Below are 14,138 nucleotides of genomic sequence, written 5' to 3' on the forward strand. Positions count from 1 at the left end.
CCCTATACTGCTCAGCACGTTAAACGCTGCAGGAGGGCACACCCATGCACAGCGAGTCGATTCGTTATCTGATCGTGCCGGGCTGGCAAGGATCGCCGGACAATCATTGGCAAAGTCATTGGCAGCACAGCCTGCCCAACAGCGCGCGTGTGGAGCAGGCCGATTGGCTGACGCCGCGACGTGAAGACTGGGTTGCCGCGCTGGCCGAGGCGATCGCCGCCGACAGCACGCCGGTGATTCTCATCGCCCATAGCCTGGGCTGCATCACCGTGGCCCATTGGGCGGCCACCGCACCCGTGCAGTTCCTGCGGCAGGTGCGCGGCGCCTTGCTGGTGGCGCCGGCGGATGTGGAGCGTCCGGCCTGCTCGCCGGCCTTGCGCAATTTCGCGCCGATCCCCACCGACCTGTTGCCGTTCCCGAGCCAGGTGGTCAGTTCCGACAACGACAGCGCCGTCAGCGCCCCTCGGGCCCTGGAGTTGGCGCGCAACTGGGGGGCCGAAGCCGGCATTCTTTCGGGGGCAGGGCATATCAACGTGAAGTCCGGTCATCAGCGCTGGGAGCAAGGCTTCGCCTACCTCTATCGCCTGCAAAGCCGCCTCGAGCAGCACGCCCGGCGCACCGCCTGATTTTTTTCAACGCCCCGTCCCTGGCGGACGTGGGGCGGGAGCTTGCCATGAGTCTGCATGAAACCTTCGGTCAGCCACTGCTGACCTTCCCCGACGCGGAAAAAAGCCCGCTGAGCATCCGCGCCAAGGCGCTGGTGTTTGTCGACCCGCGCTCGCGCAAGCTGCGCGAAGAGCTGGAAACCCTCGCGCCGCGCGCTTTGCCCGTGCTGATTCGCGGCGAGACCGGCAGCGGTAAAGAGCTGCTGGCGCGGCATATCCACCGTGGCAGTGACCGTACGGGCTTGTTCGTCTCGGTTAATTGCGGCGCCATCAGCCCCACCTACGCCGACGCCGAATTGTTCGGCTACGCCGCCGGCAGCCACAGCGGCACCGCCAGCAGCCGCGCCGGCTGGTTTGGTTCGGCCAATGGCGGCACCTTGTACCTGGATGAGATCGGCGACCTGCCGCTGCCGATCCAGGTCAAATTACTCGCCGCCCTGGAAAACCATGAAGTCACCCGCGTCGGCGCCCAGCAGCCGAGCCCGGTGGACGTGCGTCTGGTGGCCGCCACCAGCATCGACCTGGCGCAGGCCGTGGCCGCCGGCAAATTTCATGAGCGACTGTTTCACTACCTGAGCGAAGGCCGGTTGGACCTACCCGCATTGCGCGAGCGGGTGGGCGATATTCTGTCGTTGGCCGAGTACTTCCTGGGCATCTACAGTCAGCGTCTTGACCTGCCGGTGCCGCTGATCAGCGAGGCCGCCCAGCGCGTGCTGGAACGCCACAGCTGGCCGGGCAATACCCGTGAGCTGGAAAACGTTATTCACTTTGCGCTCCTGGTGAGCAGCGGCGACGAAATTCTGCCGGAGCACCTGAACCTGCCGGCGGCGGGTTCGCCGCTGGAACAGGTGCGGAGGATTTACGCCCAGGCCAGCCCGGCCGAGCAGGAAACGTTGCGCCGATTCCTACATGAACAAAAAATGGAATATCAACGTGAATAAAAGATATTGTTCGGGAATAAAAAATCTAGGTATTGTCCCCTGCATGCCGCGATAGCACTTCGCTGGCACACCACCCTACACACGGTCGTCAGAGACGCCCCGGACTGTCGATAAGGACACTGCATGAAAAAGGTTCTGTTGTTTACCGCATTGGCCGCTGCCCTGACTGCCAGCTTCGCCCAGGCCAACGAGAAACTGGTGGTGGCCGCCACGCCGATCCCGCATGCCGAGATCCTCGAGCTGGTCAAGCCAACCCTGGCCAAAGAAGGCGTGGACCTGGAAATCAAAGTATTCACCGACTATGTGCAGCCCAACGTGCAAGTCGCTGAAAAGCGCCTGGACGCCAACTACTTCCAGACCCTGCCGTACCTGGAAAACTTCAACAAGGGCAAGGGCACCAACCTGGTGACCGTGGTGGGCGTGCACGTTGAACCGTTCGGCGGTTATTCGAAAAAAATCAAGAAAATTGAAGACCTGAAAGACGGCGCCACCGTTGCCATCCCGAACGAAGGCTCCAACAGCGGCCGCGCCCTGTTGCTGCTGCAGAAAGCCGGTGTGATCACCCTCAAAGACCCGACCAACGCCCTGGCTACGCCTAAAGACATCGCCAGCAACCCGAAACACCTCAAATTCAAAGAGCTGGAGTCGGCGCTGCTGCCCCGCGTGCTGGACCAGGTCGACCTGGACCTGATCAACACCAACTACGCGCTGGAAGCCGGCCTGAACCCGGCCAAGGATGCGCTGATCATCGAAGACGCCAAGTCGCCTTACGTAAACTTCCTGGTGGCTCGCCCGGACAACAAGGACAGCGACGCTATCCAGAAACTGTCCAAGGCCCTGACCAGCCCGGAAGTCAAAGCCTTCATCGAGAAGAAGTACAACGGCGCGGTTGTGCCGGCGTTCTGATGTAAGCCAACACCCCTTCAAGGTTTCAACGCCGGCGGCTCACATAGCGTCGGCGTTTTTTTATGTGTGGAATTCGCAATGCAATCAAAATGTGTGAGGGGGCCTGCTCCCTCCCACATTTGATCTTCATCTCACAGTGGACCTTCAGCGTGTCAGAGCGCGCGGCTATTGATCGCCCTGCGCAACGCCACCAACCATTTCACCAACTCCTGCGGATCAATCGGTTTCGCTTTGTTCATTGTTCATTCCCTCGAAACACAGACCCCTCAACCATAGCTGCCACCCGCTAAGCCCGCGAATCCGGAGGTTATCTTTTTGGGTGATATCAATATGCTATTTTGGTATTTAAAATTTACTTTTTATACCTTTAAAGTTCGCGCTACCCGACGTTACCCACGTTGGCTTGGATAGCACGCGCCGCTCTACCCTGCGGTGTCATGGACTGCAAATGACCCTCGATTTCGCTTTTATCCTCAGCACCCTGCCGGCGTTTTTGAAGGCCGTGGGTGTCACGCTGCAAGTCGGCCTGATCGCCATCGCCACCTCCTTGCTTGTAGCGCTGATCAACGCGGCGCTGCTGGTGTTTCGCACGCCGTACCTGTCGCGCCTGGTGGCGTTGTATGTGGAGCTGGCGCGCAATACACCGCTGCTGATCCAGCTGTTTTTCGTGTACTTCGCCTTGCCCGCCCTGGGCTTGAATGTCTCCGGGTTCTGGGCGGCGATCATCACCATGACCTTTCTGGGCGGTGCTTACCTCACCGAAGTGCTGCGCGCCGGTGTGGAGGCGGTGCCGCAGGCGCAGGTCGAATCGGGCAAGTCCATTGGCCTGTCGGACTGGCAACTGCTGCGCCACGTGATCCTGCCCCAGGCCGGCATCCTCAGCCTGCCGGCCTTGTTCGCCAATTTCATCTTCCTGCTCAAAGAGACCACCGTGGTCTCCGCCGTGGCCGTGCCGGAGATTCTCTACACCACCAAGAGCTACATCGCCCTCTACTACAAGACCTACGAAATGCTCGCCGTGCTGACGCTGATTTGCGTGCTGTTGTTCTTGCCGCTGTCGCTGCTGCTCAGCCGCTTGGAAAGGAGGCTCCAGCATGGCCAGTTCGGGTCTTGAGTTGTTGTGGGTGTCGCTGCCGCAACTGGGCAAGGGCGCCGCGCAGACCTTGTCGATTTCGTTTATGAGCATCGCCTTCAGTACGGTAGGCGGCGTGCTGTATGGCGTGCTGCGCACCTTGAACAACCGGCTGATCAACGCCGTGCTGCGGGTTTACCTGGAGTTGTTCCGGGCGATCCCGGTGCTGGTGTGGTTGTACCTGCTGTTCTTTGGCCTACCGATTTTTTTTGGCCTGAGCCTCCCCAGTTTCTGGTGCGCGGTGCTGGTGTTGTCGTTGTGGGGCGCCAGCGAGGTCGGCGAAGTGGTACGTGGCGCGTTGCATTCGCTGCCCCGTGGCCAGCGCGAGGCCGGCCTGTCGATTGGCTTGTCCGACCCGCAGTTGTACGGCTACGTGTTGCTGCCCCAGGCCCTCAAGCGCATGACGCCACCCACGATCAACGTCTACACGCGCATCATCAAGACCAGTTCCCTGGCGGTGCTGATCGGCGTGGTGGACGTGATCAAGGTCGGTCAGCAAATCATCGAGCGCACTTATGAGTCGGTGTTGATCTACGGCGCGCTGTTCCTGTTCTTTTTCTTTATCTGCTACCCGTTGTCGGCCGCCTCCAAGGTGCTGGAACGGCGCTGGGCCCAAGCATGAGCGCATTGATCGAGTTCCAGGGTTTCAACAAATTCTTCGGCGAGCAGCAGGTGCTCAAGGGCATCGACCTGAGCGTGCACAGCGGCGAAGTGGTGGTGATCCTCGGCCCCAGCGGCTGCGGCAAAAGCACCTTGCTGCGTTGCCTCAACGGCCTGGAAGTGGCCCATGGTGGCAGCCTGCGATTTGCCGGCAAGGAGCTGCTGGATAAACACACCGACTGGCGCCAGGTGCGCCAGGACATAGGCATGGTGTTCCAGAGCTACCATCTGTTTCCACATATGAGCGTACTCGACAACATCCTGCTCGGGCCGCTGAAAGTGCAAAAGCGCGAGCCGCGCCAAGCCCGCGAGCAGGCTGAACAGCTGTTGGCGCGGGTCGGCCTGGCGGACAAGCGCGACGCGTTCCCGCGCCAGCTCTCCGGTGGTCAGCAGCAACGTATCGCCATCGTCCGTTCGCTGTGCATGAACCCACAAGTCATGCTGTTCGACGAAGTCACTGCAGCCCTCGATCCGGAGATGGTCAAGGAAGTGCTGGAGGTGATCCAGGGCCTGGCCCGCGATGGCATGACATTACTGATCGTGACCCATGAAATGGCCTTCGCTCGCGCCGTCGCCGACCGCGTGGTGTTCATGGAGGCCGGCCGCATTCTCGAACACAACACCCCCGAGGCATTCTTTACGAACCCGCAAACCGCACGCGCGCAGCAGTTCCTGGAGAAGTTCTCCTTTGTTTCAACACTGTCCAAGAAAATCAAGGAACTGGAACCGCTATGAAAAAACTACTACTGCCCCTGTTAGCCGTCGCGCTGCTGGCCGGTTGCGATAAAAAGGCCGAAGAGCCTGCCAAACCCACGGCTGCCGTGAGTTACATCGACAAGATCAAAGCGCGCGACAAGTTGATTGTCGGCGTCTTCACCGACAAACCACCGTTCGGCTTTGTGGACGAGGCCGGGCGCTATGTCGGCTTCGATACCGACATCGGCCGCCGATTCGCCAAGGATCTGCTGGGCGACGAGAACAAAGTCGAATTCGTCGCCGTGGAGCCGGCCAGCCGCATTCCATTCCTGCAAAGCGACAAGGTCGACCTGATCCTGGCCAACATGACCGTGACCCCGGAGCGCAAGGAAGCGGTGGACTTCACCCATCCCAACCTGAAAGTCGCGGTGCAGGCCCTGGTGCCCAACGACAGCCCGGTCAAGCGCCTGGATGACCTGGCGACCCGCACCACCATCGTCACCACCGGCACCACCGCCGATATCTGGCTGACCAAAAACCATCCGGACTGGAAACTGCTCAAGTTCGAGAAAAACTCCGAATCCCTGCAGGCGCTGTCAGCCGGTCGCGGCGATGCCTATGCCCAGGACAACCTGGTGCTGTTCAGCTGGGCCAAGCAAAACCCCGGCTACCGCGTGCTGGAACAGAAACTCGGCGACGAAGCCCCCATCGCCCCGGCGGTCAAGAAGGGCAACACCGAACTGCGCGATTGGGTAAATACCGAACTGGCGAAGTTGGGCGAGGAGAAATTTCTGCTCAAACTGTACGACCAATACGTGCGTAAAGAACTCAGTGATGACACCCAGCCTGAGAGTGTGATTGTCGAAGGCGGCAAATGGCAGGGCTAGTTCTGCGCTGACTGTTGTATCGCTATCGGGGGCAAGCCCCCTCCCGCATTTGAATGTATTCACAACTCAAAAGTGTGGGAGGGGGCTTGCCCCGATGAGGCCGGTGAAATCACCTCAATACTCTCTTCCCCATGCAGATAAGGAACCCTGATCTAAGCTGACAGTCGCATACACACTGGCACGTCGGCATCACGCAAAAGGAGACTGCATGGGCGGTCGTATTTCCACTTTTATATTCGGACTTGGCCTGCTGGCGCTCTTGAGCGGCTGCGGCCAGGAAAACACCGAGCCCAAGGCTCATTCCCGGGTGTTTGTGCAGACCGTGCAGTCGGCGGATTTCGCTGCGGCAGTCACCCTGACCGGGGATATCCAGGCGCGGGTGCAAACCGATCTGTCCTTTCGCGTGGGCGGCAAGATCATCCAGCGCCTGGTGGATGTGGGCGATCGCGTAAGCGCCAGACAAGTGCTGGCCAGGCTCGATCCCAAAGACCTGCAGACCAACGTCGATTCGGCCCAGGCCCAGGTCGTGGCCGAACAGGCGCGGGTCAAGCAGACAGCGGCGGCGTTTGTGCGCCAGGAAAAGCTCCTGCCCAAAGGCTACACCAGCCGCAGCGAATACGACTCGGCCCAGGCCGCCTTGCGCAGCAGCCAAAGCGCCCTGGCCGCGGCCCAGGCACAACTGGCCAATGCCCGTGAGCAACTGGGCTACACCGCACTGGTCGCCGATGCGCCGGGCGTGATCACGGCGCGCCAGGCCGAGGTGGGCCAAGTGGTGCAGGCCACTGTGCCGATTTTCAGCCTGGCCCGCGACGGCGAGCGCGATGCGGTGTTCAACGTGTATGAATCGCTGCTGGTAGAGCCACCGTCCGACGCGCCGATCACCGTAAGCCTGCTGGACAACCCGAGCATTCAGGTGCAAGGCAATGTGCGCGAAATTACCCCGGCGGTGGCCGCCAACACCGGCACCGTGCAAGTAAAGATTGCCCTGCAGTCACTGCCCAAAGGCATGGAGCTGGGCTCGGTGGTCAGCGCCACCGCCAATGGCCCGGCCAGGGCCAGCGTCGAACTGCCGTGGTCGGCTCTCACCAAAGATCTCAGCGAACCCGCCGTGTGGCTGGTGGACGGCGAGGGCAAGGCGCAGTTGCATAAAGTCTCCGTGGCCCGCTACCTCACTGGCAAAGTCATCATCGGCGATGGCCTCAAGGGCGGCGAAAAAGTCGTGGTGGCCGGCGGCCAGTTGCTGCACCCCGGTATGCAGGTCGAGATTGCCCAGCCAGGAGCCCAGCCATGAAGCGCCTGATCGTCATGCTCGCCGCCGGCCTGGCACTGGCGGCGTGCTCCAAGGAAGAACCCGCGCCCGACCCGGTGCGCCCGGTGCTGTCGATGCAAGTGAAGGCTGAAGACCAGGAAAACCTCGGCCGCTTCGCCGGCACCATCCAGGCCCGTTACGAAAGTAACCTGGGCTTTCGCGTGCCCGGCCGTATCGCCCGTCGCCTCGTGGACGTCGGCGCCGAAGTGGAGAAGGGCGCCTTGTTGGCCGTGCTCGATCCCACCGACCAGCAGAACCAGTTGCGCGCAGCCCAGGGCGACCTGGCGCGGGTGCAGGCGCAGTTCATCAATGCCCAGGCCAATGCCCGCCGCCAGCAGGAGCTGTTCAACCGTGGCGTCGGCGCCCAGGCCCAGCTGGACGTGGCGCTGACCGACCTGAAAACCACCCAGGCCAGCCTCGATCAGGCCAAGGCCTCGGTCAACCAGGCCAAGGACCAGCTCAACTACGCCGAACTGCGCACCGACCATGCCGGCATCGTCACCGCCTGGAACGCCGAGGCCGGCCAGGTGGTCAGCGCCGGCCAGCAAGTGGTGACCCTGGCACGCCCGGACATCAAGGAAGCGGTGATCGATCTTCCCGCCAGCCTGGCCGAGCGCCTGCCTCCGGATGGGGTGTTCCTGGTCGCCGGGCAACTGGACCCCAGCGTTCACACCACCGCCACCGTGCGCGAAATCGAGCCCCAGGCCCAGAGCGCCACGCGCACCCGTCGCGCACGCCTGACTCTGGCCGAGACGCCGCCCGCGTTCCGCCTCGGCACGGCCATCAGCGTCACCCTGAGCACCGCCATCACCCCGCGCATCGAGCTGCCGGTGAGCGCCTTGCAGGACGTTGACGGCAAGACCCGCATCTGGCTGCTCGACACCCAGACCCAGACCGTACAACCGCGAGATGTCACGGTGATCAGCCGGGAGGGCGGCAGCGCCCTGGTCAACGGCGGCGTCAAAGCCGGCGAGCGCATCGTCACCGCCGGCGTGAACAGCCTGAAGCCCGGGCAGAAAGTCAAAATCGACGAGGACAGCCCGCGATGAAAGGCAGCTTCAACTTATCCGACTGGGCCCTCAAGCATCAGTCCTTCGTCTGGTACCTGATGTTCGTCGCGCTGCTGATGGGCGTGTTCTCCTACATGAACCTGGGCCGCGAAGAAGACCCGTCGTTCACCATCAAGACTATGGTGATCCAGACCCGCTGGCCGGGCGCGACCCAGGAAGAAACCCTCAAGCAGGTCACCGACCGCATTGAGAAAAAACTCGAAGAACTCGACTCCCTCGACTATGTGAAGAGCTATACCCGACCGGGCGAGTCCACCGTGTTCGTATTCCTCAAGGACACCACCAGCGCCAAGGCCATCCCCGAAATCTGGTACCAGGTGCGCAAGAAGATCGACGATATTCGCGGCACCTTCCCCCAAGGCCTGCAAGGGCCGTCGTTCAACGATGAGTTCGGTGACGTGTTCGGCTCGGTGTACGCCTTTACCGGCGACGGCCTGTCGATGCGCCAGTTGCGTGACTACGTCGAGCAGGTACGCGCCGAGATCCGTTCGGTGCCGGGGCTGGGCAAGGTGGAGATGATCGGCCAACAGGATGAAGTGATTTACCTGAACTTCTCCACGCGCAAACTGGCGGCGCTGGGCGTCGACCAGCGCCAGGTCGTGCAAAGCCTGCAATCGCAGAACGCCGTGACGCCTGCCGGTGTGATCGAAGCCGGGCCGGAGCGGATTTCGGTGCGAACTTCGGGGCAGTTCGCCTCGGAAAAAGACCTGGCCAACGTCAATCTGCGCCTCAATGACCGTTTCTATCGCCTCGCGGACATTGCCGAGATCAGCCGAGGCTACGTCGACCCGGCGCGGCCGATGTTTCGCTTCAACGGCAAGCCTGCCATCGGTTTGGCCATCGCCATGCAGAAGGGCGGCAATATCCAGTCGTTCGGCAAGGCCCTGCACACGCGCATGGACGAACTGACCGCCGACCTGCCGGTGGGTGTCGGCGTGCACAAGGTGTCGGACCAGGCCGAAGTGGTGGAAGAAGCCGTGGGCGGCTTTACCAGTGCGTTGTTCGAGGCGGTGATCATCGTGCTGGTGGTGAGCTTTATCAGCCTCGGTCTGCGTGCCGGGCTGGTGGTGGCGTGTTCGATTCCGCTGGTGCTGGCGCTGGTGTTCGTGTTCATGGAATACAGCGGCATCACTATGCAGCGCGTCTCGCTGGGCGCGTTGATTATTGCCCTCGGCCTGTTGGTAGATGACGCGATGATCACCGTGGAGATGATGATCACGCGCCTGGAAAAAGGTGAGACCAAGGAGCAGGCGGCCACTTACGCCTACACGTCGACTGCGTTCCCGATGCTGACCGGTACGCTGGTCACAGTGGCAGGCTTTGTGCCGATCGGCCTCAACGCCAGTTCGGCCGGTGAGTACACCTTCACGCTGTTCGCGGTGATCGCCGTGGCGATGCTGGTGTCGTGGGTGGTGGCGGTATTGTTTGCGCCGGTGATCGGCGTGCATATCCTCAGCGCCAACGTTAAGCCTCATAACGCCGAGCCTGGGCGCATCGGCCGGGGGTTCAATCGCGGCATGCTGTGGGCCATGCGCAACCGCTGGTGGGCCATCGGCATCACGGTAGGGCTGTTCGTGGCATCGGTGTTCTCCATGCAGTTCGTGCAGAACCAGTTCTTTCCGTCGTCGGACCGCCCGGAAATCCTGGTGGACCTCAACCTGCCGCAGAACGCTTCGATCAACGAGACGCGCAAGGCCGTCGACCGCCTGGAAGCGATCATCAAGGACGACCCGGACATCGCCCGCTGGAGCACTTACATCGGCCAGGGCGCGATTCGTTTCTACCTGCCCCTCGACCAGCAACTGGAAAACCCTTACTACGCACAGTTGGTGATCGTCAGCAAAGGCCTGGAAGAACGCGGCGCGTTGATCGCACGTCTGCAGAAGCGTCTGCGCGATGACTTTGTCGGTATCGGCAGTTATGTGCAGCCGCTGGAAATGGGCCCGCCGGTAGGGCGGCCTATCCAGTATCGCGTCTCCGGCAAAGACACCGACCAGGTTCGCAAGCACGCCATCGAACTGGCGACCCTGCTGGATCAAAACACCCACCTGGGCGAGATCATTTACGACTGGAACGAGCCGGGCAAAGTCCTGCGCGTGGACATCGCCCAGGACAAGGCACGGCAGTTGGGCCTGTCCTCCGAAGACGTCGCGCAGCTGATGAACAGCGTGGTCAGCGGTGCTTCGGTGACCCAGGTGCATGACGATATCTACCTGATCAACGTGGTCGGCCGCGCCGAAGACGCCGAGCGCGGCACGCCGGAAACCCTGCAGAACCTGCAGATTGTCACGCCCAACGGCACGTCGATCCCACTGCTGGCCTTCGCCACCGTGCGCTATGAACTGGAGCAGCCTTTGGTGTGGCGTCGCGACCGTTTGCCGACCATCACCATCAAGGCCTCGGTGCGCGACGAAATGCAGCCGACCGACCTGGTCAAGCAGCTCAAGCCCGAGATCGACAAGTTCAGCGCCGGCCTGCCGGTAGGCTACAAGGTCGCCACCGGCGGCACTGTGGAAGAGAGCGGCAAGGCCCAGGGCCCGATCGCCAGCGTGGTGCCGCTGATGCTGTTTTTGATGGCGACGTTCCTGATGATCCAGTTGCACAGCGTGCAGAAGATGTTCCTGGTCGCCAGTGTCGCGCCGCTGGGGCTGATCGGCGTGGTGCTGGCGCTGATCCCCACCGGTACGCCCATGGGCTTTGTGGCGATCCTCGGCATCCTGGCGTTGATCGGCATCATCATCCGTAACTCGGTGATCCTGGTGACGCAGATCGATGCCTACGAACGCGACGGCTACACGCCGTGGGATGCCGTGGTGGAAGCCACCGAGCACCGTCGACGGCCGATCCTGCTCACGGCCGCTGCGGCGAGCCTGGGCATGATCCCGATTGCCCGCGAAGTGTTCTGGGGGCCGATGGCGTACGCGATGATCGGCGGCATCATCATCGCCACCTTGCTCACGCTGCTGTTCCTGCCGGCGTTGTATGTGGCGTGGTACAAGATTCGCGAGCCAAAGCAGGAGCAACAGGACGAACGCCGTTAAACATGTGAGAGTCCCCGCCAAATCTTCGACTTGGCGCTGTCATGCAGCAAACTTGGGGGCGCAAATCCCAGATTGAATGGACCCAGATGATCGTTCCCACGCTCTGAACTGACCCCACAAAGTTGGACGATTTTCTATCTATGCCTGAGCGGCCTGAATTCTGTATTCAACAGGACTCAGGCCGTTTAGCTTCAGTCTGATACGCGAGTGATTGTAATACTGGATGTACTCGTCGATGCCTGCGTGAAGCTCATCCAGGTCGTTAAATTTTTTCAGATAAAAAAATTCGGACTTCAGTGTGCCGAAGAAACTCTCCATGGCCGCGTTGTCATAGCAGTTACCCTTGCGCGACATGCTCGGCGTAACGGAGCATTTTTTGAGAGCCCGCAGGTAAATGGGCATTCGATACTGCCAGCCCTGGTCTGAGTGCAAAACCGGTTTTTCATGCGGCTGAAGCCGCTTGAATGCACCTTTGAGCATCTTCCCGACCATATCGAACAACGGTCTTCTGGCAACCTCGTAGGAAATGATTTCGCCGTTGTACAGATCCAAAACGGGAGACAGATAAAGCTTCTGACCTCCAACTTTGAACTCTGTAACGTCGGTTACCCACTTTTGATTGGGTGACGGAGCTTCGAACTCACGCTTCAAAAGATTAGGCGCTGCCTTGCCTACCTCTCCCTTGTAGGCCCGGTATTTCTTCACCCGCACCAAGCTCTTGAGCTGAAGCTGCGCCATCAGTCGCTGAACAGTCTTGTGATTGACGAGATGACCAGCGCTCCGTACAGCAGCCGTTATGCGGCGATAGCCATACCGGCCCTTGTGCTCGTCGAACGTCGAGCGAATCTTGTCTTTCAGCTCTGCGTACTTATCAGCCGCTTGCAGCGCCTTTTGCTGATAGTAAAAGGTGCTGCGTGCCAAACCGGCAAATTTCAGCAGGCTTTCGAGAGAGCAGCGGCCTCAGTCCTATTACGATTTGCGCTTTTTCTGCTGCCTATTCGTTTCTTCTCCTGAACCAAGGCATCGAGCTTTTTTAGGTAGTCGTTTTCCATCCGCAACTGCTTCACCTCGGCAAGCAAATCATCGCGTGAGCGTGATTCGTCATCGGTTGAGCTGGGTTGAACAGGAGGAATGGTGGTCGGCATTTTTTTCGGACGTCCGGCTCTATTAGGCTGCTTGGTAAGGGCATCAAAACCGCCCTCATCAAAGCGGCGTTCCCAGAGGCCGATGATGTCGAACTTACGGATGTCGAACAAGGCCGCCGTCTGCCGATAGGACAGCTGTTCCTCACGCATACGGTTCAAAACAGACAGTTTGAAGTCGTTGCTATAGCGCTGCAGCTTTTTCTCTTTAAGCCCAGCAACGCCATGCACTTGATAGGCCGCGACCCACTGACGAAGGGATGAAAAGTCCACATTGTGACGGTGTGCAACATCCCTCAAACCCGCGCTACCGGAACAATAGTCCTGCACGGCTGCGAGTTTTGCTTGCTCTGTGTACTTACCCATGACGCCCCCAAAGGTTGTGTCCAACCTTTGGGGGTCAGTTCACTCTGCGTGGGAATGCCTCTTGGGACGCTCCGCGTCCCGCCAGGCGCCGCAGGTTTTGGCTACTGCGCACAGGTGACGCGGAGCGTCACGGGCTGCATTCCCACGCGGGAGCGTGGGAACGATCCTGATGCCGGGTTGAATGGCGCGCGCTGATCGTTCCCACGCTCTGCGTGGGAATGCCTCTTGGGACGCTCCGCGTCCCGCCAGGCGCTGCAGGTTTTGGCTACTGCGCACAGGTGACGCGGAGCGTCACGGGCTGCATTCCCACGCGGGAGCGTGGGAACGATCTTGATGCCTGATTGAATGGCGCGCGCTGATCGTTCCCACGCTCTGCGTGGGAATGCCTCTTGGGACGCTCCGCGTCCCGCCAAGCGCTGCAGGTTTTAGCTATTGCGCACAGGTGACGCGGAGCGTCACGGCTGCATTCCCACGCGGGAGCGTGGGAACGATCTTGATGCCTGGTTGAATGGCGCGCGCTGATCGTTCCCACGCTCTGCGTGGGAATGCCTCTTGGGACGCTCCGCGTCCCGCCAAGCGCTGCAGGTTTTGGCTACTGCGCACAGGTGACGCGGAGCGTCACGGGCTGCATTCCCGGAGGCTCCATCTGATCCACCGCTATCGGAGCATGCCCCCTTATTGCCAGGCTGCTATTCAGGCCTGCGCCATACGCTGGCCAACCAAGGCTGTTGCTCACGGGGCAGCCCCGCCGGGCGGTAGTAATGTTCCAGCTCCACAAACCCTGCACTGGTCAGCAACGTCTGCCACGCCTCCAGGTCGTGATACGACGCGTAGCGCGGTCCGTTCCAGCCTTCCTGGTTGTCACCGCGCGGGTTGGAGCTGAACAGCACGCCACCCGGTTTCAGCGCGGCATGCAGCTGCTTGAGTACCCGGGGCAATTCCTGTTTGGGGATATGAAACAGCACCGCATTGGCGAAGATGCCGTCGAAGCGCGCGGCGGGCAGTTGCAGCTTGAGGAAGTCTTGTTGCAGCACTTCGCAGCCGCTGTCCTCGCGTGCCATCTGCGCGAAACGTTCGGAGCCGTCGAGCCCTACGGCGATGTGGCCCAGGCGCGTAAACGTTTGTAGATCACGACCCGGCCCGCAGCCGAAATCCAACACGGTAAACGGCGGCGTGCCCTGGATATGCCGCAGCAAGGCGTCGATGTTCTGGCTCACATCGTGGTCGCGGGTGCCTTCGCGAAAGTCCTCGGCCACTGTGTTGTAGTGGCCCAGGGTGGTGGAAGTGATCTGGTCGAGGTCGTCGGGTTTGAGCGTCATGGCG

The 14,138-nt window shown here is 61.0% G+C and carries 11 protein-coding genes and 1 pseudogene; 10 read left to right on the forward strand and 2 right to left on the reverse strand.

The window, feature by feature from the left end; translation table 11 throughout:
* Positions 1-44: 44 nt before the first annotated feature.
* The 10 genes from PSH94_RS01055 to PSH94_RS01100 all read left to right on the forward strand — a co-directional run bounded on the left by PSH94_RS01055 (position 45) and on the right by PSH94_RS01100 (position 11,307).
* A complete protein-coding gene (locus tag PSH94_RS01055; protein ID WP_253509942.1) occupies positions 45-626 on the forward strand; it encodes an alpha/beta hydrolase in 582 nt (193 codons plus the stop codon).
* A gap of 47 nt (positions 627-673) precedes the next feature.
* Positions 674-1,606 carry a sigma 54-interacting transcriptional regulator gene (locus tag PSH94_RS01060; RefSeq protein ID WP_305436157.1) on the forward strand — a complete coding sequence of 311 codons (933 nt, stop codon included), beginning with the start codon at positions 674-676 and terminating at the stop codon, positions 1,604-1,606.
* Positions 1,607-1,729: 123 nt separating this feature from the next.
* Positions 1,730-2,512 (forward strand): MetQ/NlpA family ABC transporter substrate-binding protein, encoded by a 783-nt coding sequence (locus tag PSH94_RS01065; RefSeq protein WP_253509944.1) that lies wholly within the window; start codon positions 1,730-1,732, stop codon positions 2,510-2,512.
* A gap of 448 nt (positions 2,513-2,960) precedes the next feature.
* Complete coding sequence (locus PSH94_RS01070) at positions 2,961-3,626, forward strand: amino acid ABC transporter permease (protein ID WP_167418135.1); 666 nt, start codon at positions 2,961-2,963, stop codon at positions 3,624-3,626.
* Positions 3,607-4,266: an amino acid ABC transporter permease gene (locus tag PSH94_RS01075; protein ID WP_181081467.1), complete on the forward strand. Its 660-nt coding sequence runs from the start codon at positions 3,607-3,609 to the stop codon at positions 4,264-4,266. The genes PSH94_RS01070 and PSH94_RS01075 overlap by 20 nt, the downstream gene beginning before the upstream one ends.
* The gene (locus PSH94_RS01080; RefSeq protein ID WP_305436159.1) at positions 4,263-5,039 is read left to right on the forward strand and encodes an amino acid ABC transporter ATP-binding protein; all 777 of its coding nucleotides are present in this window, start codon (positions 4,263-4,265) and stop codon (positions 5,037-5,039) included. The genes PSH94_RS01075 and PSH94_RS01080 overlap by 4 nt, the downstream gene beginning before the upstream one ends.
* Positions 5,036-5,887 carry a transporter substrate-binding domain-containing protein gene (locus PSH94_RS01085; RefSeq protein ID WP_305436160.1) on the forward strand — a complete coding sequence of 284 codons (852 nt, stop codon included), beginning with the start codon at positions 5,036-5,038 and terminating at the stop codon, positions 5,885-5,887. The genes PSH94_RS01080 and PSH94_RS01085 overlap by 4 nt, the downstream gene beginning before the upstream one ends.
* A gap of 208 nt (positions 5,888-6,095) precedes the next feature.
* Positions 6,096-7,178: an efflux RND transporter periplasmic adaptor subunit gene (locus PSH94_RS01090; RefSeq protein ID WP_285428865.1), complete on the forward strand. Its 1,083-nt coding sequence runs from the start codon at positions 6,096-6,098 to the stop codon at positions 7,176-7,178.
* Positions 7,175-8,245 (forward strand): efflux RND transporter periplasmic adaptor subunit, encoded by a 1,071-nt coding sequence (locus PSH94_RS01095; protein ID WP_181081469.1) that lies wholly within the window; start codon positions 7,175-7,177, stop codon positions 8,243-8,245. The genes PSH94_RS01090 and PSH94_RS01095 overlap by 4 nt, the downstream gene beginning before the upstream one ends.
* Positions 8,242-11,307 (forward strand): efflux RND transporter permease subunit, encoded by a 3,066-nt coding sequence (locus tag PSH94_RS01100; protein WP_253509947.1) that lies wholly within the window; start codon positions 8,242-8,244, stop codon positions 11,305-11,307. The genes PSH94_RS01095 and PSH94_RS01100 overlap by 4 nt, the downstream gene beginning before the upstream one ends.
* A gap of 138 nt (positions 11,308-11,445) precedes the next feature.
* On the opposite strand, the pseudogene PSH94_RS01105 reads toward PSH94_RS01100, so the two are convergent.
* Both PSH94_RS01105 and PSH94_RS01110 read right to left on the reverse strand, forming a co-directional pair.
* A pseudogene (locus tag PSH94_RS01105) lies at positions 11,446-12,815 on the reverse strand (IS3 family transposase).
* 689 nt (positions 12,816-13,504) lie between these two features.
* A complete protein-coding gene (locus PSH94_RS01110; protein ID WP_305436163.1) occupies positions 13,505-14,134 on the reverse strand; it encodes a bifunctional 2-polyprenyl-6-hydroxyphenol methylase/3-demethylubiquinol 3-O-methyltransferase UbiG in 630 nt (209 codons plus the stop codon).
* Positions 14,135-14,138 lie beyond the last annotated feature (4 nt).

Source organism: Pseudomonas sp. FP2254, from assembly GCF_030687695.1.
GTDB lineage: Bacteria > Pseudomonadota > Gammaproteobacteria > Pseudomonadales > Pseudomonadaceae > Aquipseudomonas > Aquipseudomonas quebecensis.